Source organism: Haloactinopolyspora sp. (genome assembly GCF_027324685.1).
GTDB lineage: Bacteria > Actinomycetota > Actinomycetes > Jiangellales > Jiangellaceae > Haloactinopolyspora.
In genome coordinates this window covers 1-20,805 of the sequence record NZ_DAHVSH010000197.1, presented here as the reverse complement: position 1 = coordinate 20,805, position 20,805 = coordinate 1, and the positions used below count along the sequence as shown (strand labels likewise).

Annotated in this window: 23 protein-coding genes; 15 read left to right on the top strand and 8 right to left on the bottom strand. The window is 69.5% G+C overall.

All coding sequences use genetic code 11. The features are described from left to right. Window positions 1-950: LuxR C-terminal-related transcriptional regulator (locus tag M6444_RS21195; RefSeq protein ID WP_298332027.1), on the bottom strand; the 950-nt coding region annotated here is incomplete at its 3' end. Between the two features lie 302 nt (window positions 951-1,252). Here M6444_RS21195 and M6444_RS21190 point away from each other — a divergent pair. The 11 genes from M6444_RS21190 (at window position 1,253) to M6444_RS21140 (ending at window position 12,778) form a co-directional block, all read left to right on the top strand. Next, on the top strand, window positions 1,253-2,329 hold the full coding sequence (locus M6444_RS21190) for a TRAP transporter substrate-binding protein (protein WP_298332024.1): 1,077 nt from the start codon (window positions 1,253-1,255) through the stop codon (window positions 2,327-2,329). After that, window positions 2,326-2,850 carry a TRAP transporter small permease gene (locus M6444_RS21185; RefSeq protein ID WP_298332022.1) on the top strand — a complete coding sequence of 175 codons (525 nt, stop codon included), beginning with the start codon at window positions 2,326-2,328 and terminating at the stop codon, window positions 2,848-2,850. The genes M6444_RS21190 and M6444_RS21185 overlap by 4 nt, the downstream gene beginning before the upstream one ends. Window positions 2,851-2,884: 34 nt before the next feature. Continuing rightward, window positions 2,885-4,171, top strand: a complete 1,287-nt coding sequence (locus M6444_RS21180; RefSeq protein ID WP_298332020.1) for a TRAP transporter large permease — start codon at window positions 2,885-2,887, stop codon at window positions 4,169-4,171. A 149-nt stretch (window positions 4,172-4,320) separates the two neighbouring features. Then, window positions 4,321-4,803, top strand: a complete 483-nt coding sequence (locus M6444_RS21175; RefSeq protein ID WP_363326456.1) for a (2Fe-2S)-binding protein — start codon at window positions 4,321-4,323, stop codon at window positions 4,801-4,803. Continuing rightward, entirely contained in the window at window positions 4,803-5,681 is an 879-nt protein-coding gene (locus M6444_RS21170) for a xanthine dehydrogenase family protein subunit M (protein ID WP_298332031.1), read from the top strand. The genes M6444_RS21175 and M6444_RS21170 overlap by 1 nt, the downstream gene beginning before the upstream one ends. Then, a complete protein-coding gene (locus tag M6444_RS21165) occupies window positions 5,678-6,427 on the top strand; it encodes an enoyl-CoA hydratase/isomerase family protein (RefSeq protein WP_298332016.1) in 750 nt (249 codons plus the stop codon). Before M6444_RS21170 ends, M6444_RS21165 begins: the two co-directional genes overlap by 4 nt. Further along, window positions 6,424-7,008 carry an amino acid synthesis family protein gene (locus M6444_RS21160; protein WP_298332013.1) on the top strand — a complete coding sequence of 195 codons (585 nt, stop codon included), beginning with the start codon at window positions 6,424-6,426 and terminating at the stop codon, window positions 7,006-7,008. Before M6444_RS21165 ends, M6444_RS21160 begins: the two co-directional genes overlap by 4 nt. After that, on the top strand, window positions 7,005-8,207 hold the full coding sequence (locus M6444_RS21155) for an amidohydrolase family protein (RefSeq protein ID WP_298332011.1): 1,203 nt from the start codon (window positions 7,005-7,007) through the stop codon (window positions 8,205-8,207). Before M6444_RS21160 ends, M6444_RS21155 begins: the two co-directional genes overlap by 4 nt. Before the next feature lie 34 nt (window positions 8,208-8,241). Further along, window positions 8,242-8,445: a ferredoxin gene (locus M6444_RS21150; RefSeq protein ID WP_298332010.1), complete on the top strand. Its 204-nt coding sequence runs from the start codon at window positions 8,242-8,244 to the stop codon at window positions 8,443-8,445. Window positions 8,446-8,463: 18 nt separating this feature from the next. Further along, a complete protein-coding gene (locus M6444_RS21145) occupies window positions 8,464-9,621 on the top strand; it encodes an FAD-dependent oxidoreductase (RefSeq protein ID WP_298332008.1) in 1,158 nt (385 codons plus the stop codon). Window positions 9,622-9,637: 16 nt separating this feature from the next. Continuing rightward, window positions 9,638-12,778: a BTAD domain-containing putative transcriptional regulator gene (locus M6444_RS21140; protein ID WP_298332005.1), complete on the top strand. Its 3,141-nt coding sequence runs from the start codon at window positions 9,638-9,640 to the stop codon at window positions 12,776-12,778. A gap of 103 nt (window positions 12,779-12,881) precedes the next feature. Here M6444_RS21140 and M6444_RS21135 read toward each other — a convergent pair whose 3' ends face one another. Together M6444_RS21135 and M6444_RS21130 are read right to left on the bottom strand one after the other, a co-directional pair. After that, the gene (locus M6444_RS21135) at window positions 12,882-13,283 is read right to left on the bottom strand and encodes a DUF3592 domain-containing protein (protein WP_298332003.1); all 402 of its coding nucleotides are present in this window, start codon (window positions 13,281-13,283) and stop codon (window positions 12,882-12,884) included. Between the two features lie 106 nt (window positions 13,284-13,389). Further along, window positions 13,390-13,854 carry a DUF4383 domain-containing protein gene (locus M6444_RS21130; RefSeq protein ID WP_298332029.1) on the bottom strand — a complete coding sequence of 155 codons (465 nt, stop codon included), beginning with the start codon at window positions 13,852-13,854 and terminating at the stop codon, window positions 13,390-13,392. 213 nt (window positions 13,855-14,067) lie between these two features. Here M6444_RS21130 and M6444_RS21125 point away from each other — a divergent pair, with 213 nt between their 5' ends. Together M6444_RS21125 and M6444_RS21120 are read left to right on the top strand one after the other, a co-directional pair. Continuing rightward, a complete protein-coding gene (locus tag M6444_RS21125) occupies window positions 14,068-14,520 on the top strand; it encodes an SRPBCC family protein (protein ID WP_298331998.1) in 453 nt (150 codons plus the stop codon). 30 nt (window positions 14,521-14,550) lie between these two features. Then, complete coding sequence (locus tag M6444_RS21120) at window positions 14,551-15,096, top strand: DUF488 domain-containing protein (RefSeq protein WP_298331995.1); 546 nt, start codon at window positions 14,551-14,553, stop codon at window positions 15,094-15,096. A 32-nt stretch (window positions 15,097-15,128) separates the two neighbouring features. Here M6444_RS21120 and M6444_RS21115 read toward each other — a convergent pair whose 3' ends face one another. Next, the gene (locus M6444_RS21115; RefSeq protein WP_298331992.1) at window positions 15,129-15,929 is read right to left on the bottom strand and encodes a SigB/SigF/SigG family RNA polymerase sigma factor; all 801 of its coding nucleotides are present in this window, start codon (window positions 15,927-15,929) and stop codon (window positions 15,129-15,131) included. Between the two features lie 406 nt (window positions 15,930-16,335). Here M6444_RS21115 and M6444_RS21110 point away from each other — a divergent pair, with 406 nt between their 5' ends. Beyond that, entirely contained in the window at window positions 16,336-16,479 is a 144-nt protein-coding gene (locus M6444_RS21110) for a hypothetical protein (protein ID WP_298331990.1), read from the top strand. 31 nt (window positions 16,480-16,510) lie between these two features. On the opposite strand, the gene M6444_RS21105 is transcribed toward M6444_RS21110, so the two are convergent. The 4 genes from M6444_RS21105 to M6444_RS21090 are packed head-to-tail and all read right to left on the bottom strand — an operon-like array spanning window position 16,511 to window position 20,020. Then, the gene (locus M6444_RS21105) at window positions 16,511-18,433 is read right to left on the bottom strand and encodes a heavy metal translocating P-type ATPase (protein WP_298331987.1); all 1,923 of its coding nucleotides are present in this window, start codon (window positions 18,431-18,433) and stop codon (window positions 16,511-16,513) included. 60 nt (window positions 18,434-18,493) lie between these two features. Continuing rightward, window positions 18,494-18,934, bottom strand: a complete 441-nt coding sequence (locus M6444_RS21100; protein WP_298331984.1) for a YetF domain-containing protein — start codon at window positions 18,932-18,934, stop codon at window positions 18,494-18,496. A gap of 12 nt (window positions 18,935-18,946) precedes the next feature. After that, the gene (locus tag M6444_RS21095; RefSeq protein WP_298331981.1) at window positions 18,947-19,441 is read right to left on the bottom strand and encodes a hypothetical protein; all 495 of its coding nucleotides are present in this window, start codon (window positions 19,439-19,441) and stop codon (window positions 18,947-18,949) included. Between the two features lie 12 nt (window positions 19,442-19,453). Continuing rightward, complete coding sequence (locus tag M6444_RS21090) at window positions 19,454-20,020, bottom strand: hemerythrin domain-containing protein (RefSeq protein ID WP_298331978.1); 567 nt, start codon at window positions 20,018-20,020, stop codon at window positions 19,454-19,456. Window positions 20,021-20,304: 284 nt separating this feature from the next. Between M6444_RS21090 and M6444_RS21085 the strand changes: the two genes are divergently transcribed. Then, a partial coding sequence (locus tag M6444_RS21085; RefSeq protein WP_298331976.1) for an FAD-dependent oxidoreductase occupies window positions 20,305-20,805 on the top strand: 501 nt, incomplete at its 3' end.

Sequence of the window (20,805 nt, the reverse complement as noted above, 5' to 3'; positions counted from 1 at the left end):
CTGACGAAGGCGTGCTCGGCGATCTGTTTCGTGGTCAAGCCCTGGCTGACCAGTTCGGCGATGTCCTGCTCGCGCTTGGACAGCACGTCCCACACCGGAAGCCGCTCGGCCTGGGCGTCGGCGCAGGTGAAGATGAGCGTCACCGCGGCGTCGTCGTTGTCGGAGAGGCGGTAGGACTTCACGATCAGCTGCTGGTTGGTGGCGTTGTCGCGCACGCTCCGGGTGTGAACACGCTTGCCGTGCAGGCGGAACTCCGTCATGGCCGCGGCGATGCTCTCGTCCACGGGGTTGCCGGCCGGCCCGCCGAGACTGGGCTCCTTGCGCGCGCTGCGGTTGCGGAAGAGCACCTGTGCGTCGAGGTCGGTCACCACGATCGCCTCGGGTACCCGGTCGAGGGCGCGTTCAAGCATGCTCGCGCGCCGGCCGGTGTGCTCGAACCGCAGCGCCCGCTCGGCCGCCAGACCGAGCTGCTCGCTCGCCAGCCGGGCGGAGACCAGGTCGCTGTCGCTGAACGCCGGTTGGGCGGCGGAGCGGGCGAAGTTGATCGTGCCGAAGAACGTGCCGGCGACGGTCACCGGCGCCTCCAGCGAATGGGCGTATCCGCCGACACCCAGCGCCCAGCGGGCGCCGCATTCAGCCCACCGCTGCGGCGCGACCACCCGCGAGGAGTCGATCGGGCGGCGCTGCTCGACGACGAAGTCCAGCACCGGGTCGTCCGCGCGGCCGTAGTCCTCGTAGTCGTCCAAGAAGTCGGTCTCGACCTCAGCACGCATACCGACCACCGAGCCGGAGTCGGCGTCCAAGCGGTACAGCCCGAAACCGCCGGCCGGGATGACGTCGTTGGCCGCCTCGAGGAAGACGTTCTCGACTTCCTCGAGTGTCAGCGCAGCCTGAAGCGAACTGGCGAAGCGATGTCTGGCGTCCTGAGCTGCGTGCGCACGTGGTTCCATGCTCTACCACCTCGGGCTCGGTCATGTCGACCCTGTCCGTAGGCGCAGGGGTGTTCCGCAGGATTCACCGTCGCGCCCGGCGCGGTCAATGCCCCAGAGCGCCACGTCGGCGCCGTGTCAGCGCGACGTCAGTGATCGATTCCGGGCCGGTGCTGCTCGCCGCGATCACCCGCGGCCACCTCGTCGTCCGGATGTACCCGATCGGGTGAACCCGCCCGCCGCGAACTGCCGGTAGCGTCCCCGGCCCATAGCGCTCGTTCGAATCGGCACATTTCCGCCGGCGCACCAGGGAGGTCGGAGCGATGACACGCTCGAAGCTCGTCCGAATGCGGCTGCTGGCCATGCTAGCCGCCGGGGGCATGCTCGCCGCGTGCGGCGGCGGGGCACTCGGGGGCGAGACGAGCGGGGAGGACGGCGAGGCTGAGATCACGCTGCGCTACGCCTTCTTCGCCCCGGCGGTCTCCTTCCCCGGCGTGCAGATGGAGGAGTGGGCCGAGGAGCTGAACGAACGCACGGACGGCCGCGTGTCGGTCGAGCTGTTCCCCGGTGGGACGCTGCTCGGCGCCGGCGACATCTTCGACGGCGTCAGCGAGGGCATCGTCGACGTCGGTATGGACTCGCCGGCCTACGACGTGGGGCGCTTCCCGTTCACCTCGGCGCTGTCGTTGCCGGTGGGCTTCCCCAACTCGCAGGTGGCCAGCCAGACGATGCTCGACATGCTCGAGGAGTTCGAGCCGGCCGAGTTCGACGGCTACGAGATCATCACGGCGTTCACGACCGAGCCGGCCTACATCCAGAGCAACGAACCGGTGACCAGCCGACAGGCCCTGGCCGGTCTGGAGCTGCGCAGCGCCGGCGCCGGGGTGCCGTCCCTGGCCACGCTGGGCGCCTCGCCGGTGGGGATGCCGATGCCGGAGGTGGCCGAAGGGCTGCAGACCGGTGTGCTCGACGGCTACATGTCCTCTCGTGAGGTGCTGAAGGACTTCGGCCTCGCCGAGCAGGTCAGTTACGTCACCGACTACGCCTTCGGCATCTCCAACACCTTCGTGGCAGTCATGGACCAAGAGGCCTTCGACGCGCTGCCCGAGGACGTGCAGGACGTGATCCACGAGCTGCGCCCGGAGATGACGCAGTTCGCCTCGGAGTTCCACGACGAGCAGAACGTCGGCGGCGCCCTCGACTGGGCTGCAGCGGAGCACGGAGTGCAGACCGTCGAGCTGGACGCCGGGGAGAAGGAAGCTTGGGACGCCGCCGTCACCGGCCTGATCGACGACTGGATGGCCGACGTCGAAGGAAACGGCTTCGAGCCGCAGGACGTACTCGACCGGATGCGTGAACTGCGCGAGCAGTACACCGCCGAGTTCGGGCCGGACGCGTGAGCGGCGAGACCGAGGCGGCCGGCGCACCGCGCAGCCGTATCGACGCCGTCACCGACGCGCTCGCCGGGGCCGCCGGGGTCGCGCTGCTGCTGATGGTCGCGCTCACGGTGGGCAACATCGCCCTGCGCCAGATCGCCACCCCGTACCACGGAACGTTCGAGCTCGTGGGGCTGCTCGCCGTGCTCGTCAACGGCCTGGCGCTGGCGGCGGCGCAGCGCAGCCGGACGCACGTGGCCGTCGACCTGTTCATGACCCGGCGACCGGTGCGCGTCCAGCTCGTCGTCGGGGCGATCATCACGACGATCGCCGCCGTCCTGTTCGTCCTGCTGACGCAGCAGCTGGTGTCGTACAGCCTCAACCTGCGCGACGAAGGCGCGGTGACCGAGTCGCTGCGGATGCCGTTCTGGCCCATGGCGCTGGCGTTGGCCGTCGGCGTGGCCGGGCTCGCACTGGCGTTGGTGGCCGACCTGCTGGCCATCCGCCGGAACCTGCGCTCCAGCACGCCGGAAGCCATCTGGTGAGCATCGTCGCCGCACCCACCCAAGGGAGCCTGTCGTGAGCTTCACACTCGTCGCGCTGATCGGCATCGCGGCCATGCTCGCCGTCCTGGCGCTGCGGATGCCCGTGGCGTTCGCACTGATGCTCGTCGGGCTCGGCGGATCGGCCTACATGATCGGGTTGCCGGCGGCGATGCAGCTGCTGGCGGCCGACACCTACCGGCAGTTCACGTCGTACGGACTGTCGGTGATCCCGTTGTTCGTGCTGATGGGCCAGGTGGCCTTCCGTGCCGGCATCAGCGAACGGCTCTACGCCGCGGCCTACAAGTGGATCGGCTCGCTGCCCGGCGGCGTCGCCGCCACCACGGTTCTGGCCAGTATCGGGTTCTCGACGGTCTCGGGCTCCAACTCGGCGACGACGGCGACGATGGGCGCGGTCGCCTTGCCGGAGATGAAGAGGTACAAGTACAACCCCGCGCTGTCCGGCGGGAGTGTCGCGATCGGCGGGACGCTGGGCGTGCTCATTCCGCCGTCGACGGCGCTGATCATCATCGCGATCCAGTCCGAGCAGTCCATCTCCGCGCTGTTCGTCGCAGCGCTGGTTCCCGGCTTGCTGGTGGGTGTCCTGCTGGTCGCCACGGTGCTGCTGTTGTGCTGGCGCCGGCCCCACCTCGGCCCGCCCGGCCCGAAGGTCAGCTGGGCCGAGCGGTTCCGGGCGCTGACCGGCATCGCGGAGGCGATGGTGCTGTTCGGGCTGGTCATCGGCGGGTTGTACGTCGGCTGGTTCACCCCGACCGAAGCCGGCGCGGTCGGAGCTTTCGGCGCGATCGTCATCGCCCTGAGCCGGCGCAGCATCACCCCGGTGCAGTTGTGGGGCGCGGTGGTGGAGAGCCTGCGCATCTCGGCGATGGTCGTGCTGCTGGTGACCGGTGCCGTGGTCTTCGGCCGCTTCCTCAGCCTCACCCGGCTGCCGTTCGAGCTGGCGGACTGGGCCGGCTCGCTCGCGGTGCCCACGACCGTGGTGCTGCTGATCATCGTGGCGATCTACTTGGTCGGCGGGGCGTTCATGGACGCGTTGGGCTTCCTGGTGATCAGCATCCCGATCTTCTTCCCCCTCGCCGCCTCGCTGGGCTACGACCCGGTCTGGTTCACCATCATCATCACGCTGGTGACGACCATCGGCGCGGTGACGCCACCGGTGGGCGTCAACCTGTTCATCGTCAGCGCGCTGGACAAGACCATCGACATCATGTCGGTCGCGCGCGGAACAGCGGTCTTCTACATCCCGTACGCGGCCTGTGTCGCCCTGTTCATCGCCGTGCCGAGCCTCATCGTCAGCGGCTAGCGCGCAGGCCACCAGGCCCCGGACCGCGAATTGACCCGTCAGGGGGACGAGGCCCGGACGCCGGTTTCCGTAGCGTCACAACCGAGCCCGCACAGCGCGGCGAACCGAGCATCGGAGGGACGATGGCCCAGGTCCAGGACGGCACCGACGTGACGGTGAGCCTGCAGGTCAACGGTCGCCACGAGGTGCACACCGTTCCGGCACGCACCCTGCTGGTCCACCATCTGCGCAACACGTTGGGACTGACCGGCACGCACGTCGGCTGCGACACCACCCAATGCGGGGCGTGCACCGTGGAACTGGACGGCACGGCGGTCAAGTCGTGCACGGTGCTGGCGGCGCAGGCGGACGGCTCGTCGGTGCGCACCATCGAAGCGGTATCGAGGGGCGAGGACGGCCGCGACGGCGGGCTCGATCACGTCCAGCAAGCGTTCTGGGACCAGCACGGGCTGCAGTGCGGATTCTGCACACCCGGCATGGTCATGGCGGTTCGCCAGCTGCTGCGTGACAACCCGCGACCCACCGAGGACGAGGTGCGCCGCGGCATCGACGGCAACCTGTGTCGCTGCACCGGCTACCAGAACATCGTCGCCGCGGCGTTGGCCGCCGCCGACGCCGAGGCGGCGATGTGATGTATCCCGCCGAGTTCGCCTACGTCCGCCCGGACGGTCTGGACGCCGTGTTCACCGCCGTCGACGAGTACGCCGACGACGCCAAGGTGATCGCGGGCGGGCAGAGTCTGCTGCCGCTGATGAAGCTGCGCCTGGCCACCCCGGCCATGCTGATCGATCTGGCCGGTGCCGGGGAGCTGTCCGGCCAGCACCGCACCCCGTCGGGCGTTCGGCTCGGGGCCATGACGACCTACCGCGAGTTGCAGCACAGCCCCCACACGCTCGGCCTGTTGCCCGGCTTGGGCGAGACGGTCGCGGTCATCGCCGATACGCAGGTGCGGGCGCGGGGGACGATCGGCGGCGCCGTCGCGCATGGCGACCCGACCGCCGACCTGCCGGCGATGTTGCTGGCGCTGGAGGCGCAGGTGCACATCGGCTCGCGGCGCGGTCATCGGCGCGTGGCGCTCGACGGCTTCATCACCGGGGTCTTCTCGACCGGGCTCGCCGACGGCGAGATCGTCACCGCGCTGGAGATCCCGCTGCCGCCGGCCGGGACCGGCGCGGCCTACGAGAAGGTCGAGCAGCCGGCCAGCCACCTCGCCTTGGCCGGCGTGGCCGCGGTGCTCACCGTCGAGGCGGGGACCGTGCGCAGGGCGCGGGTCGCCATGACCGGCGTGACGACGACACCGCGGCGGCTCACCGCGGTGGAGCGGGCCCTGGTGGGCAGCACCACCAGCGATGTGGCGCTGAGCGAGGCAGCGGCGCTGGCGGTCGACGGCGTCGTACCCCTGGACGATGTGCACGCCTCGCCGCAATACCGGCTGCACCTGCTGGAGGTGGCCACCCGGCAAGCGCTGCAGGTGGCTGCGCGCAGGGCCGGGGCGAGGTGGGCGGCATGAGCGCCGAACCGGTGCGGACCCTGCGGGCCGGCGGCGTCGTCACCTGCATGCTCAATCGCCCGCAGGCCGGCAACAAGCTCGACGCCGGTCTCCTCGACGCGCTGGCCGAGTCGGTGTCCGACGCCGCCCGGGCCGGCGCGCGCGTGCTCGTCATCCGCGGTTCCGGCGACGACTTCTGCCTGGGCCGGCAAGCGCCGACCCTGTCCGGGCCGCCGAGCCCGGCGATCCTCAACGCCGAGTTCGCCCGGGTGCAAGCCGCAAACGAGCTGATCGAGGACTTTCCCGGCCTGACGGTGTCGGTCTTGCACGGGCGGGCCCTGGGAGCCGGTGCGAGCCTGGCCGGACGGTGCGACCTGGTCGTCGCAGCCAGCAGCGCCCGGCTGGCCTTCCCGGAGGTGCCGCAGGGCATCGCTCCGACGGTGGTCGCGTCCTACTTCGTCCACCGCCTCGGGCGCACCGCGCTGCTCGACCTGTTGCTCACCGGCCGGGAGGTGGGGGCCGACGAGGCCCAACGCCTCGGCCTGGTGTCGCGGGTCGTCGACGACGACGTGCTCGACGTTTCGGTGGCGACCTTGGCCGACGATCTCGCCCGCCTGGACCCCGGCGTCGTCCGGACCATCAAGTCGTTCATCGGCGTCGCCGCCACCCAGACCCCGCGAACCGCGGTCCGCCTCGGCATCGCCGAGCTGGTGAACCAGATGGTCGACCAAGCCATGCCCGAACAACGCTACGGAGGACAGCCATGAGCACACCCGGGCTCACCGTGCGCAAGACCTGGTCCCAGGTCGAAGAGATCCGGCTGTGCGCCGGATCGTCCGACGCGGACGGCCCGCTGCGCAAGGTCGCCGTGTGCGCCGTGTGCACCAACCCATTGGCCGGACAGGGCTACGTCGCTGATCTGTCGCCCCTGGTGGACGCCTCCGCCGAGATCGGCACGTTCCTCGGCACCGAGGCGGCCCGGCTGCTGGACGCCCCGGTCGAGAGCTACGGCAAAGGCGGGCTGGCCGGTACCGACGGGGAGCAAGAGCACGTCAACGCCGCGCTCACCTCGGTGTTCGGCAACGCATTCCGCGACGCGATCGGTGGTGGGAAGGCCTGGATCACCTCGGCGACCAAGGTCAGCGCGCCTGGCGTCGTGATCGACGTACCGCTGGCCTACAAGGACGAGATCTGGGTGCGCAGCCACTACGACGCCCTCGAGGTCCGGGTCCCCGACGCGCCGTTGCCCGGTGAGCTCGTGATCATCGCCGCGGTGACCAACCGGGGCCGGATCAACGCCAGGGTGGGTGGGCTCAGCGCCGACGAAGCCCGTGGTGGCGCGTCGTGAGCCCGCACCTGGCCGTCGTCGGCGCGGGCACCGTGCTCTCCGGCGACATCGACGCACCGATCGTCACCGGCGCGGACACCGTGGTGAGTGCCGACGGTCTCATCACCGCGGTCGGCCGCCGCGAGGAGCTGGCCGCCCAGGTCGACGCCGCAGCCACCGTGATCGATGCCCAGGGCGCGACACTGGCGCCCGGGCTCATCGACTCGCACTGTCACGTCGTGCTGGGCGACTACACCCCGCGACAGAAGACCGTCGATTTCCTGGCCAGCTACGTACACGGCGGGATCACCAGCGTGGTCTCGCCCGGGGAGATCCACGCGCCCGGCCGCCCGCACGACGCCACCGGGGTCAAGGCCCTGGCGATCGCCGCTCGAGCGTGCTTCGAGAACTTCCGCCCAGGCGGCATGCGCGTGCACGCCGGCGCGGTCGTGCTGGAACCTACGCTGCGCCCCGACGACTTCGCCGAACTGCAACGCGCCGGGGTGCACCTGGCCAAGTTCGGCTTCGGCCGCTACGACGACCCGGCCGACGGCGCCGATCAGGTGCGCTGGGCGCAGCAGCACGGGATCACGGTGATGTGCCACTCCGGCGGTGCCAGCATTCCCGGCAGCAAACCGATCACGCCGGAGCACCTGCTGGAGCTGGCCCCCGACGTCTGCGGCCACGTCAACGGCGGGCCGACATCGCTGAGCGAGTCCGGAGTCGACGTCATCATCGAACAGACCACGATGGCGCTGCAGCTGGTGCAGGCCGGAAACCTCCGCTCGGCGGTGCGGATCCTGCGCAAGGCCGTGGCCGACGGGCAGCTCGGCCGGGTGGTCATCGGCTCGGACACCCCGACCGGGACCGGCGTGATGCCGCTCGGGGTCCTCAAGACCGTGGCCGAGCTGTCGTCGCTCGCCGAGGTCGATCCCGCTGTCGTCTGGGCCGCGGCCACCGGCAACAACGCGCGCACCTGGGGGCTGGCCGGCGGCCTCTTGCGTCCGGGTGCCGCGGCCGATCTGGTCGTCATGGACGCGCCGTGGGGCTGCACGGCCGGCGACGCGCTGGGCGCACTGCGCATCGGCGACATCCCCGGCATCAGCGCCGTGGTGACCGGAGGTGTCCTGCGCGCGTTACTCAGCCGGAACACGCCCCGGGCAGCGCGGCTGGCCACCGCCACACCGGCTCCGGCCCATCTCGAACCCGCACACCACTGACCTGCGGATGACATACGGAGGAGGGACACCCGGCATGTCCATGAAGGTGATCGTCGATCTGACCACCTGCCAGGGGTACGCCTGCTGCATGATGGAGGCCCCGACGGTCTTCGACCTCGACGAGTCCGCCGGCAAAGCCGTCGTGATCGACGAGACCCCGGCAGAAGACGTCCGCAGCGCGGTCGAGGCGGCTGCCCGTACCTGCCCGGCCCGAGCCATCACCATCGAGAACGGCTGAGCCGTGCACCGTGTCGTCGTGGTCGGCGCATCGCTCGCGGCCGTACACGCCATCGACGGCCTGTTCGAGCAGGGCTATCAGGGTGAGATCACCCTGGTCGGGGCGGAGCAGCACTTGCCCTACGACCGCCCGCCGCTGTCCAAGGACGCGCTGCACCACGGGCCGGAAGCCGACAAGGTGCTGCTCCGAGCGCCCGAGTGGTACGCCGAGCGGGGCGTCGAGTTGCGCCTCGGGCGGCGGGCCGGCGACTTGGACCCGCGCGCCCGGACCGTCGCACTCGACGACGCCACGACGCTCACCTACGACGGCCTGGTCATCGCGACCGGCTCGGTGCCGCGCACGATCACCGCGGCCGGAGACGGCGCGGTGCACGTGCTTCGAACCATCGACGACGCGGTCGCCCTGCACGAGCGGTTGCGCCCGGGTCGGCATCTGGTCGTGGTCGGCGCCGGATTCATCGGTCTGGAGGTGGCGGCCACCGCGCGCAGCCTCGGGCTCGAGGTGTCGGTCGTGGAACTGGCGCCGACGCCGTTGACCAGGGTGCTCGGCGACGAGGTAGGGCAGTGGTTCCGGGGGCATCAGGAGGCGCACGGGGTGCGGATGCATTGCGGCAGTGTGCTCGACGAACTCGACTCCGGCCCCGGCGGCGCCAAGCTCAGACTCCAGGACGGGACGGTGCTGTCCGCCGACCTGGTCGTCGCCGGGGTCGGCGTCACACCGGCCACCGACTGGCTCACCACATCTGGCCTGCAGCTGTCCGACGGCGTGCTCTGCGACGAGAGCCTGCGGACCTCGGCACCCGGCGTCGTCGCCGCCGGCGACGTCACGCGCTGGTACAACCCGCTGTTCGACGAACAGATGCGGATCGAGCAGTGGACGAACGCCGTGGAGCAAGGGCGCCATGCGGCGATGACGTTGCTCGGGGGTGGCGAATCGTACGCGCCCGTTCCATACTTCTGGTCAGATCAGTTCGACGCGAAGATGCGCTTCGTCGGACGGGCCAACGCGGCCGAGCACGTCCACCTCGAACGGCTCGACGACACGTCGATGGTGGCGTTGTTCGGCCGGGACGGCGTGCTCTGCGGGGCGTTGTGCGTCAACGCGATCCGTCGGCTGGCCGTCTATCGCAAGGCCATTCTCGACCAGGTGCCCTGGGGCGACGTGGTCGGCTCCTGAAAGGGGGTAGGTCACGGTGTCGCTTCCGTCGCCGGACCTACGCATGGTCGACGTCCGGGTGCTGGGCGCGCTGAGCGTCCTGGTCGACGGCCGTCCGGTCGCCCTGAGCGGCCGGCGTACCCCCGGCCTGCTCGCCCTCCTGGCCGCCCGGCCGGGCCGTCCGGTGAGCACGGCGGAGATGCTGCGGCAAGTCTGGGGAACACCGTCGTCGCAGGCACCCTGCGAATCCGAGCGCAACATCGTGCAGGCCCGCGTCTCGGCGCTGCGACGAGTCCTCGGCTCAGAGGTGATCCGGGCGACCGACCACGGCTACGTCCTGTCCCTACCGCCGGACGCCATCGATGCGGTGCGGTTCGAGGCGGCGGTGCGCCAAGCGCGGCAGTGGCGGGCGCGGTCGGGCACCGACGAGGCCGCGGCAGCGTATGCCCAGGCGCTGAGCCAGTGGCGCGGCGAGCGCGCCTACGACGAGTTGTGGCACGTGCCGGTTCTGGCTGACGAAGCGGCCCGGTTGGCCGAACTGCGACTGCAGATCCTGCAGGAGAGCCTGGCACTGGAGGTCGAGGCCGGACGGTACGACGAGATCGCCGCCGTGCTCGTCGACGCGACTCGACGCCATCCCGAAGTCGAGGAGCTGTGGGCGCTGCGGATGCTCGGCCTGTACGGCCAGGGCCGCCAAGCCGAGGCGATGGCGGTCTACGTCGAGGCACGGCGGCAGTTGCGCGACCGGTACGGGCTCGACCCGGGGCCGCGGCTGCGTGAGCTGGAGGCGATGGTCCTGCACCAGAAGGACCCCCGCCGTGGCGGCCTGCGCTTCCTCGGGCCGACCCGGATCGCCCGCCCGGCCACCTCGTTCATCGGCCGGCAATCCGACCGGGAGCGCGTGGCCGAGCTGCTGACCACAACGCGGCTGTTGACGTTGACCGGGGCCGGCGGCGTGGGAAAGACGAGGCTCGCCGTCGAGGCGGTTCAAGCGCTCGTGGACTCCTGCGCTCCGGTGACGGCGCACGGCGTCGCCGTGCTCGACCTGATCGAATACCGCGACGGTGACGACCTCGCCGGCGGGGTCCTCGACGCGCTCGGACCGGTCATCGCGTCGTCGAGCCCGGCCAACGCCGGCAGCGGGGCGCGCCGGTCGGTCGACGTGCTGTGCGACGTGCTCTCCGACCGGCAGCTGTTGGTCATCCTGGACAACTGCGAGCATCTCATCGAGGACGCGGCGATGCTGGCCGCGCAGCTGTTGGCCCGCACCACGGCCATCACGGTCCTGGCCACCAGCCGGGAAGCGCTGAACGTGCCCGGCGAGACGACCTATGTCGTCGCCCCGTTGCCGATGCCGTCGCCGGAGTCCGACGCGCGGCAGCTCGAAGATTTCGCCTCGGTACGGCTGCTTCTGGACCGAGTTCGCTCCGCGCAGCCGGGCCTCGACGTCGACGAGTACCAGCTGCGTACGGTGGCCAACATCTGCCGCCGCCTCGACGGGCTGCCGCTGGCCCTGGAGCTGGCTGCCGTCCGGATCAAGGTGCTCGGCCTCGACGAGGTGTCCCGGTTGCTCGACGACCGATTCGGACTGCTCACCGAGGGGGTCCGGACCGCGGCCGAACGGCACCGCACCCTCGGGGCCGTGGTCGAGTGGAGTTACGACCTGCTCGAAGAGCACGACCGGCTGGCGTTCGCATTGTTGTCGGTGTTCCGCGGCTCGTTCGCGGTTCACCAGGCGCAGCGGCTGCTGGTCCTGCTCGGCGGCCACAGTGAGCACGCGGCGCTGAACCGGATCGAACACCTCGTCAGCCGGTCGATGGTGCAGGTGGACGGTCCGCCGGGCGCCGCGCGGTTCCGGCTGCTGGAGACGATGCGTGTCTACGCGGCCGAGCGGCTGGGCGACTTCGGCGTCGAGAAGGAGGCGCATCTGGCCCATGCGCAGATCTACGCCGACCTCGCGGCCGAGCTCATGCCGGCGCTCAAGACCGAGCGGCAGGCCGAGACCGTCACCCGGCTGATGCGTGAGGATGCCAACATCCGCGCCGCGCATGCTCGCGCGGTGGAGTACGGCCTGGGCGACATCGCCCAGGGGCTCGTCGGCGCCCTGGGCTACATCGCCTGGATGCGTGAGGGACGCAGCCCACGATGGGAGCTCGTCGTCGCTTCGATGAAGCTGGCGACCAGCGGCCCGGAGGTGGCCATCCGAGCCTTGGCCTGGGCAACCCACCTGGGCTCGATCTTCGGTCATCCCGACGTCGCCGTCAGCTACGGGGCACGGATGCAGCGCCTGGCAGCACAGCATCCGGAGTGCTGCCGCGCCGAGGTCGGCTTCGGGCTGCTCGCCCGCGCGCATGCCCTGCACCGGCTCGGACGCTGGGACGAAGGCGATGCGGCGTTACGCGAGTCGTTGGCGGTGACCACGGCCGACGGTGATCAGTGGACGCTGGCCGGCTGTGCCATGGTCCATGGCCTCGGCGCGCTGGTACGCGGCCGGCTCGACGAGGCGGAGGCGCAATTCGTCACCGCGGCAGCGCTGTACCGGTCGTGCAAGGACCGGTGGGGACAGCAGCGCGCGGCGCTGCGGCGGGCCATGGTCCGCGGGGCGCGCGGCGACCACGCCGGTGCCGCCGGACTGCTCCGGGAGGCTCTGGACTTCATCGACGACCTGGACCTGATCGAGGTCGCCGCGCCGGCGAAGGCGGCGCTGGCGCGTGCGGTGCTGTTCACCGGCGAGGTCGAGGTGGCGCGCCGGATGGTGGCCGCGCTGGAGGACTCCGGCCTGGTGGTGCGGATCAGCGAGGTCTGGGGCCGGGTCGGTCAGTGTCGTGCGGTACTCGCAGAGCACGACGGGCACCCGCGGGAAGCCGCCGAGTTGCACGAGACCGCGGCCCGACGGCTGATGGACGCCGGGCTGCCGGCCGAAGCGGTCGACTCCTGGGCCTGCGTCGTCCGCCTCACCGGACCGGCCGGCCCGCAAGCCCGCGCCGCCATCGAGGCGGCCGCCGCGGCGGCCGCCGACAGCTCGGACCCACGCGTGACAGCCACCGTCCTCGACATACAGGCGATGATGAACGGCGATCCCGCTGTTGCGGCGTCCGCCCACGCGGTGCGAGCCGCGCACGGCCTGGCCGTCCCGGCCTTGCTCCGCACCCCACCCTGGACCCCTGCTGTCGAATGATCATGTTCACTTGGAAATTCCCTGGGCCACCACCCATGCACGCCTGTTGATGCGACAGTTCGCCTGGTGGTGTCCCGTCCGCCCCGCTTGAATCGGGTAGGGCTCAGCGCAGGCCGGCAGCGTTGACCGCGGCCACGGCGATGCCGACCGCGATGAGCAGCGGCCCGATCGCCCACATCTGCAGGCGATGCACACCGAGCCGTTCGGCGCTCGCCTCGGGCCGGGCGGGATCGTAGATCACCGTGACAGGCTTTCCCGGCTTCGGACCCGGAAAGGAGTACAGCGAGCTCGATGCCTCGATCTGCTGTCCCTGCGCGGTGGTGAACTCGAACCGGCCGACCCGACTCCTGGTGCTCGCGCCACCAGGCCCGAGTACGTCGTCCCGGCCGACGAACACGCCGTCCGCGCGGAGCATGCGCCGAGTCAAGCGCACCCGGGTGACCACCTCGTAGCCGCCGCCGCAGCAGATCGCCACCCCGAGAATGACGCCGAGCATGTGGCCCATCGGTTCTCCTTCGTCACCGGCCGTGCGGCAGGGAGCAGTCCGAGATCATGCCATCTCGGGCGAGCCTTCGACGTCCGGGGACCGAAGCGGGCCGTGTCCTGGTGATTCAGGCGGTGCCGGTTCTGACCTGGCGAGAGCCTCTCGATCCGGCCAGGCCGAGTGCGACCATGCCAACGGCCAGCGCGAAGTGTAGCCAGTTGTCGGCATCGTTGAGCGGGACGAAGTTGGCGTCACTGCCGCTGTCGATGATCAACCCGTAGATCCACAGCACCGCATAGATGAGCCCGCCACCGATGAGGTAGATGACCGACAGCCGCGCCGTGCGCGCCATCGCCAGGCCCGCCACCCCGAACAGCAGGTGCACGATGTTGTGCAAGATCGACACTTGGAACAGTCCCAGCAGCTCGGCCCCGCTCGAATGGCCGGCGAACTCCAAGTCGTCGACATTGGTGGTGATTCCGGGGATGAAGCCCGCGACACCGACTACCAGGAAGACCGCGCCCACGGCCATGGCCACTTGCTGAACGAACACCTTGGAGCGCCCCGCGGAAGCGGGCTGCGACGAGGCCATCACGATCGTCTCCTCTCGATCGTCACGGTAGACAGTTCGAGCCCGGCCGCCCCCGTGCCGGCTGTCGGCGCGGGACTTCGGCGGCCGATCTAGCAGCTCTGTTCGAATCGGTACCCCGATCCCGGCCGAGGATGCAGTCTTCGGCCGGCGGTGCATGAGGCGAATCGGGTCCGGGTACTTGCCAGCTGAACATCCGCCGAGCGAGGAGAACTCATGACCACCGTTGAACAGTCCATCGACGTCGACGTCCCCGCGCGGGTGGCGTACAACCAGTGGACGCGGTTCGAGTCGTTCCCAGAGTTCATGGACGGCGTCGAGTCCATCACCCAAGTCGACGACACCCATACGCATTGGGTCACCGACATCGCCGGGGTCACCCGCGAGTTCGATGCCGAGATCACCGAGCAACATCCCGACGAGCGCATCGCGTGGACGTCCACCGACGGAACCAGCCACGCCGGCGTCGTGACCTTCCACAAGCTGACCGACACGTCGTCGAGGGTCATGGTTCAGCTCGACTGGTCGCCGGGGAACATCACCGAGAAGGTGGGCTCAGCCCTCGGCGTCGACGAACGTCAGGTCCGCGCTGACCTGAACCGCTTCAAGGACCTCGTCGAGCAGAAGGGCGAGGCCTCCGGCTGGCGAGGCGACGTTCCTCGTTCCTAGTTGTTCGCAGTCCGGGGGTCCGACCGCGCCGTGACCGAGCGAGAGGTGTGGACGATCGGGCACTGGACCTGCCCGGAAGAACTCTTCCTCCGGCCCTTGCGGGCGCAGCGCATCGAGATGCTCGTCGACGTGCGCTCGCAACCGGGATCGCGGCGTAACCCGCAGTTCGATCGCGAGGCGATGCCGGCCTGGCTCGGCCGGGCCGGCATCGCCTACCGCCATGTGCCTGAGCTGGGCGGCCGGCGCGGTCGTCAGGACGTGGATCACAGCATCAACGCCGGTTGGCAGCAGCCCGCGTTCAAGAACTATGCGGACTACACCCTCAGCCAGGCCTATCAGCAGGGGATCGAGCAGCTCGCTGCGTTGGCCACGGCGCACCGCGTCGTGATCATGTGTGGCGAGCCGATGCCATGGCGCTGTCATCGCATGCTCATCGCGAACACCCTCACCGCGCAGGGATGGACGGTATGGCACCTGAGCGTCGACGCTCAGCCGCGGCGCCATGAGCTCGGGCAATGGGGCGCCGTGCCGGTCGTGAACGACGACGCGCGAGTCACGTACCCGCCGGTGGCGTGAACGCCGGCCGGCGGGACGCGTTCACCGGCGCTTCAAGCCTCGGCGATCTCGTCTCGTAGGTCGCGGTGGATGCGGGAGAGCAGGCGTGAGACCTGCATCTGACTGATGCCGATGCGCTGAGCGATCTCGCGCTGGGTCCATCCGTGGAAGTAGCGCATGCCGACGATCGCCCGGTCACGTTCGCCGAGGCGACGGCAGGCCCGGCCGAGGGTGGTGATGGCTTCGCTGCGCCTGTAGCCGGCGTCGTCGTGGCCCAGCGCCTCGGCCAGCGGCGGGTCGTCGCCCTCAGGGCCTTGGTAGTCGATGGATGCGGGGGCGAAGCATTCGCTGGATGCTTCGGCCTCGGCGATTTCGCCTGCGTCGACGTGCAAATACTCGGCCAGGTCGGTGGTGCTGGGCGTTCGCCCGTACTGTTGGGCGAGCTCCGCCTTGGCGTTCGCCAGCTCGATCTTGAGCTCTTGGACGCCCCGCGGTGGGCGGATCGTCCACCCGTGGTCGCGGAAGTACCGCTTGACCTCTCCGGTGATCGTCGGCACGGCGAACGAGACGAAGTCCTTGCCGCGGTCGGGATCGTATCGGCGGGCCGCATTCACCAGCCCCAGGTAGGCGACCTGGACGAGGTCGTCATAGTCGATGCCACGGTGGGTGTACCGGCGGGCGATCGATTCGGCGAGACCCATGTTGAGCAGCACGGCCTCGTTGATGAGGCGATCATGTTCTGGCTGCTCTGCCTGGGCCGCAGCGCGGAGGAGGCTAGCTGTCGAGCGCCTGCGGTCGTCGCGGGCAGCTGCCCGGGCCGATGTGGTCGACGAGGGAAGAACCTGAGTGGACATGGCCAGCACCTCTCCAGAACGGAACGGCGTGGCGATTGCTTGACCACGTCTCCCACCACAGCACGTTATCGTTCCGTGATCAACCGGGTTAGCGCTTTCCATTTTCTTCTGCCGTGCTTGGCTGAAAAGTCTGCTTGAGTTGTGGTAAAGCAGCCGAGGTCGTGAGAATTATGTTCTTTCGGCTCCGGGCGAATGGCCCGGATGTGAGCGCATGTCGAGGTCACAGCCGCGGACGCCATCCGTGCCGACGTTGCGGCGGTTCGGGTGGAACGTTTCAGTGAATTGTCCGAAGATGTCGGCGTTTGACGAGCGGTCGGCTCTGTGTTCAGGTAGGCAAGGCCGCAGCGATGCGGCCGGGTCGGAAAGCGACGTTCGGTCATCGGATTCGCCAGTGCGGGAGGTTCACGTGTCTCAAACAGCCAACTTGCTGCACCCACTGCGCCCGCTGCGGCGTTCGATGCTCGACCCGGATGGGTTGTACCGGCTCATCAGCGTGTTGCTGATGACCGCAGGAGCCCTGGCCGTCATCCTGGCCGCCGTACTTTCCTGACCTCAGCGTCACGTGCTGGCCGTGAGTAGTACTAGCCCAGCTCGCCTCGGCCGGGCAGTGCACCTTGCGACGCCAACCGGGTGCTCACGCCTGGCCCCTCCGGCAACCGCGCCAACGGTCCGGCCAACGCCCGCAGCGCGTACCCGATAGTGGCCAGGTCGACCAGTTCCTGGGTGAGCGCGCCGGCCACCGCGGGAATGGCGCCGGTCGTGGCCACCAGCATCAGGCCCACGCTCAACGCGATGCCGATCCAGATCGCGACATAAGCGGTACGCAAGGTGTGCTTGCCCAACGACACCGCATCGGCGACCCCGGTGACCGAGTCCTGTAAGAGCACCGCGTCAGCGGCACCGCCGGCTGCCGTCGCGCCGCGGGCACCCATCGCGATCCCGACATCGGCGGCGGCGAGCATCGGGGCGTCGTTGACGCCGTCGCCGATGACGAGCACCGGGCGCGGGCGCAGCCGCGCGGCCACCTGGACCTTGTCCGGTGGCAGCAGCTCGGCATGCACCTCGGTGATCCCGACGTCGGCCGCGATCGCCGCGGCGGTGTCCTGCGTGTCACCGGTGAGCATCGCGACGCGCCGCACACCGTGCGCACGCAGCCACGTCACCACCGCCGGCGACTCCGGTCGCGCATGGTCGGCCAGGACCAACACGCCCGCGAACCGGCCGTCGACGGCGACGTACGCCGCAGTCTCACCCGAGCGCAGCTCCACCCGCCGCGTGTCCGGAGCCAGCGAGGCGACGTAGGCCGGCTTGCCCACCACCACCTGCCGGCCGCCGATCGTCGCGACGACGCCGTTCGTCGCCACCTCGTCGGCCGCCTCGGCCGGACGGATCGGCAGTTCTCGTTCGGTCGCCGCGCGATGGATGCTCGCAGCGAGCACGTGGCTCGAGTACTGCTCGGCCGACGCCGCCAGCGCGAGAACGTCGTCGGCGTGGAAGCCGGGCTCGGCGCGGACGGCCACCAACTGAGGTCGCCCCTGGGTGAGGGTCCCGGTCTTGTCGAACGCCGCCGAGCGCACCCGCGCCAACTGCTCCATCACCGCGCCGCCCTTGACGATGACGCCCGCCTTCGCCGCACGCGACATCCCACCGAGGAATGCGACCGGCGCTGCGATCAGCAGCGGACAAGGCGTGGCGAGCACGAGCACTTCGGCGAAGCGGGTCGCGTCACCGGACAGCCACCACGCCACGCCGGCGATCGCCAACGACACCGCTGTGAACGGCACGGCGAACCGGTCGGCGATGCGCACCACGGGTGCCTTTGACGCTTGCGCCTGACTCACCAATGCGACGATCTGCTGGTACTGGCTGTCGCCGCTGCGGCGCAGCGTGCGGATCCGCACGGCTCGCGAGCCGTTGATCGATCCCGACAACACCTCGGCGCCGGCCTCCTTCGGCGCCGGCAGGCTTTCACCGGTGAGCGACGACTCGTCGAAGGCAGCCTCGGCGTCCAGCAACTCACCGTCCACCGGCACGATCTCACCTGGCCGGATCAACAGCACGTCGCCCACGTCGACGTCGTCGGCGGCGACATCGCGTACCTCGCCGGAGGCCTCGTTCTCCGGATCCACGATCAGGTGTGCTGCCTGCGGAGATCGATCCAGCAACGCCGTCAGCTCTCCCCTGGCGCGACGGGCGGCGTAGTCCTCCAGCGCTTCACCGCCGGTCAGCATCAGCACGATGATCAGCGACGCGACGTACTCGTCGACCAGCAGTGTGGCCACCATCGCGACGACGGCCAGGACGTCCAAGCCGAAGTTCCCCCGTATGACGTCGCGGGCCATGTCGCCGACGGTCCAGGCCACGATCACCGACACATACCCGATGGCGAGCCAGCGCCCAGCCTCCGCGAAACCCGCGACGTGCAAGACCAAGACCGCGAGTGCGACGGCGATCGTCACCGCGATCACCGAGTACCGAGTCAATGCCGTCAGCAGCCGCACCACCTCATCACCATGCCACTCAATCGTTGCCGTGAACGGCCTGAGCCGTTGCCCGCGGGCGGGCTATCTGGGGACGATGCTGATGCCGCCGGATTGCTCGAGAACAGCGAACTTGACCTGATCCAGGCTTTCCAGGCCGTGCAGCTCACGAGCGGCGGCGAGAATGTCGTGGTCGGTGACCTGCACCCGTTTCATGCGATCGTGCAGTAGATTGCCGTCATCGACGAGAATCAGCGGCGTGCTCTCGAAGATCCGGCCGATGGACGGGAAGCGGTAGCCCAGCAGATCGGCGGCGCGATCGAGGGTCAGCAGGGTCGCGATCGCGATGGCGGCCGTGGCGACGGAGAAATCGTCGCCGAGCAGCGCCTGTTGGGTGGATTCACCGATCACCAGCAGCAAGACGAAGTCGAATGTCGTCACTTGAGACAACGAACGCTTACCGCCGACGCGGAAAAGCACCATGATGATGACGAATATGGCGGTTGCGTGAATGACCGCATCCATGCCACGCCCTCCTCACGGGTAGGTGAGTTGCCAGACGTCCACGGCTGCGGCATCCGCGACAGTGACCGTTGCCGATTGCGGGCCGATGTCCATGGGCCGGTAATAGAAGGTGATCAGAGCATCGGTATCGCTGACGGCTGCGAAGACGAACTCCGTCGAAGTGCCACTTCTACGCACGGTGGCCGGCTGCGGCTGAATGTCTTCCATGCGCATACCCGCCGCCAGGCCGCCGGAGATCTCCACCGAGACGCTGCTGGTGCCGGGCGCAGGAGGCGGTGTGCGGACTTCGAGTTGGGCGTGGCCGGTGTGCCGGACGAACCGTTCGTACTCGACCGAGACCGCGCCCTGTTCCGCGCGGACGTGACTGAGCGGGCCAGTGCCGAACAGTCCGAGTACGGCCGCGAGAAGGAGCAGGATCACCAGGATCCGCCCCACGATCTGTACCGCCCACTCGCGCTGCTGAAAGCCCTGCGCATGCAGGTCGCGAACGGACGGCGAGGTGGACATGACCGGTGCCGGTCAACTGGTGCCGTGCGCGCGGCCCGTGAGCGCATCACGTACCCGGTCGACCAGCCCGGCGCCCGGTGCGAGGATCTTGTTCCACGGCGGCGTATCGGGTGCGGACGGGTGGGGACGAGTCGGCGCGATCTTCTTGGCCTGCTCGACCTTGCGCCCGAGCTCGACCAGCGCCTCGTGTGGGCACACCTCGGCCAGCTGCGGCAGCGCGTCCTCCTCCTCGTCCTTCAGATGGTGGCGGATCTCTTCCATCAACGTGTTGATCTTGTCGCGGAAGGCCGGATCGGTGGCGTCCATGCCCTCGATCTCTTTCATCGTCTCTTCGGCCTCGGAGTGTTCTTCGATTTCGTGATCGACGATGGAATCGCCGTCGGGGAGATGTTCGCGCATCGCGGGGTACAGATACTGTTCCTCGGCGATCGCGTGCCGCACCAATTCGGCGATCACGGTGTCGGTGAGCCGACGTAGGTCCTCGGTGTCCTCGGTGGACTCGATCTGCCGGAACAAGTCTTCGAACTCGCGGTGGTCCTCGATGATGATGTCGATGACGGTGCGACCGTGATCCGGCATGCTCACTCCTCGGTTACGCGTTCCCGTCCGGGCGACGGTCACGGCGATGCGTACCCAACGGCGGTGACCGAAAACCTCAGGTGGTTCGGCGGGTGATCATGAGCCGTGGGCGGCGTTCGGGCGCCGTGGGCGCCTCATGATCATGAGATCGGGCGGTTTTCAGCTGGGCTCGAGGCCGATCTGAGTACGGCACATCGGCTTATAGTCGCTCTTGGCGACAACCGGTGCCGAAGGCGACATGCCGCCGACGCTGGCGAGGTCCGACTCAGCCGAGAGGCGCAGAGATGATTGATCGTCTCCACGATGTCCCGCACCTCGAACCCGGCGACGGGGGCTATGACGACGCCCGGCGGGTGTGGAACGCCATCGTCGACAACCGCCCGGCGGTCGTCGTCCGCCCCACGACGGTCGAACACGTCAGACGTGCCGTGCAGGTCGCTCGGGACAGCGACGTGGAACTGGGCATCCGGTGCGGCGGCCATTCCGCCGTGGGACACAGCGTTCCTGACGGTGGGCTGATGCTCGACCTCGGCAACCTCGCCGAGGTCACCGTGGATCCCGCGGCCAAGCGGGCGCGCGTTCAAGGCGGTGCGCTGCTCGGGGCTCTGGATCGCGCCACCCAGCGACACGGTCTCGCCGTCACCGCCGGCAACGTCTCGCACACCGGCGTCGGCGGCCTCACCCTCGGCGGCGGCTACGGCTGGCTCGCCCGCAAGTACGGTCTGGCCTGTGACAACGTCGAGTCGTTCGAGGTCGTCACCGCTGACGGCGCGCTCGTGCGGGCA

What these genes read in the sequence shown, in the direction of transcription:
- M6444_RS21190 (WP_298332024.1), top strand. Translation starts at nt 1,253, where the DNA reads ATGACACGCTCGAAGCTCGTCCGAATGCGGCTGCTGGCCATGCTAGCC.
- M6444_RS21170 (WP_298332031.1), top strand. Translation starts at nt 4,803, where the DNA reads ATGTATCCCGCCGAGTTCGCCTACGTCCGCCCGGACGGTCTGGACGCC.
- M6444_RS21165 (WP_298332016.1), top strand. Translation starts at nt 5,678, where the DNA reads ATGAGCGCCGAACCGGTGCGGACCCTGCGGGCCGGCGGCGTCGTCACC.
- M6444_RS21160 (WP_298332013.1), top strand. Translation starts at nt 6,424, where the DNA reads ATGAGCACACCCGGGCTCACCGTGCGCAAGACCTGGTCCCAGGTCGAA.
- M6444_RS21150 (WP_298332010.1), top strand. Translation starts at nt 8,242, where the DNA reads ATGTCCATGAAGGTGATCGTCGATCTGACCACCTGCCAGGGGTACGCC.
- M6444_RS21135 (WP_298332003.1), bottom strand. Translation starts at nt 13,283, where the DNA reads ATGGGCCACATGCTCGGCGTCATTCTCGGGGTGGCGATCTGCTGCGGC.
- M6444_RS21130 (WP_298332029.1), bottom strand. Translation starts at nt 13,854, where the DNA reads ATGGCCTCGTCGCAGCCCGCTTCCGCGGGGCGCTCCAAGGTGTTCGTT.
- M6444_RS21125 (WP_298331998.1), top strand. Translation starts at nt 14,068, where the DNA reads ATGACCACCGTTGAACAGTCCATCGACGTCGACGTCCCCGCGCGGGTG.
- M6444_RS21115 (WP_298331992.1), bottom strand. Translation starts at nt 15,929, where the DNA reads ATGTCCACTCAGGTTCTTCCCTCGTCGACCACATCGGCCCGGGCAGCT.
- M6444_RS21100 (WP_298331984.1), bottom strand. Translation starts at nt 18,934, where the DNA reads ATGGATGCGGTCATTCACGCAACCGCCATATTCGTCATCATCATGGTG.
- M6444_RS21095 (WP_298331981.1), bottom strand. Translation starts at nt 19,441, where the DNA reads ATGTCCACCTCGCCGTCCGTTCGCGACCTGCATGCGCAGGGCTTTCAG.
- M6444_RS21090 (WP_298331978.1), bottom strand. Translation starts at nt 20,020, where the DNA reads ATGCCGGATCACGGTCGCACCGTCATCGACATCATCATCGAGGACCAC.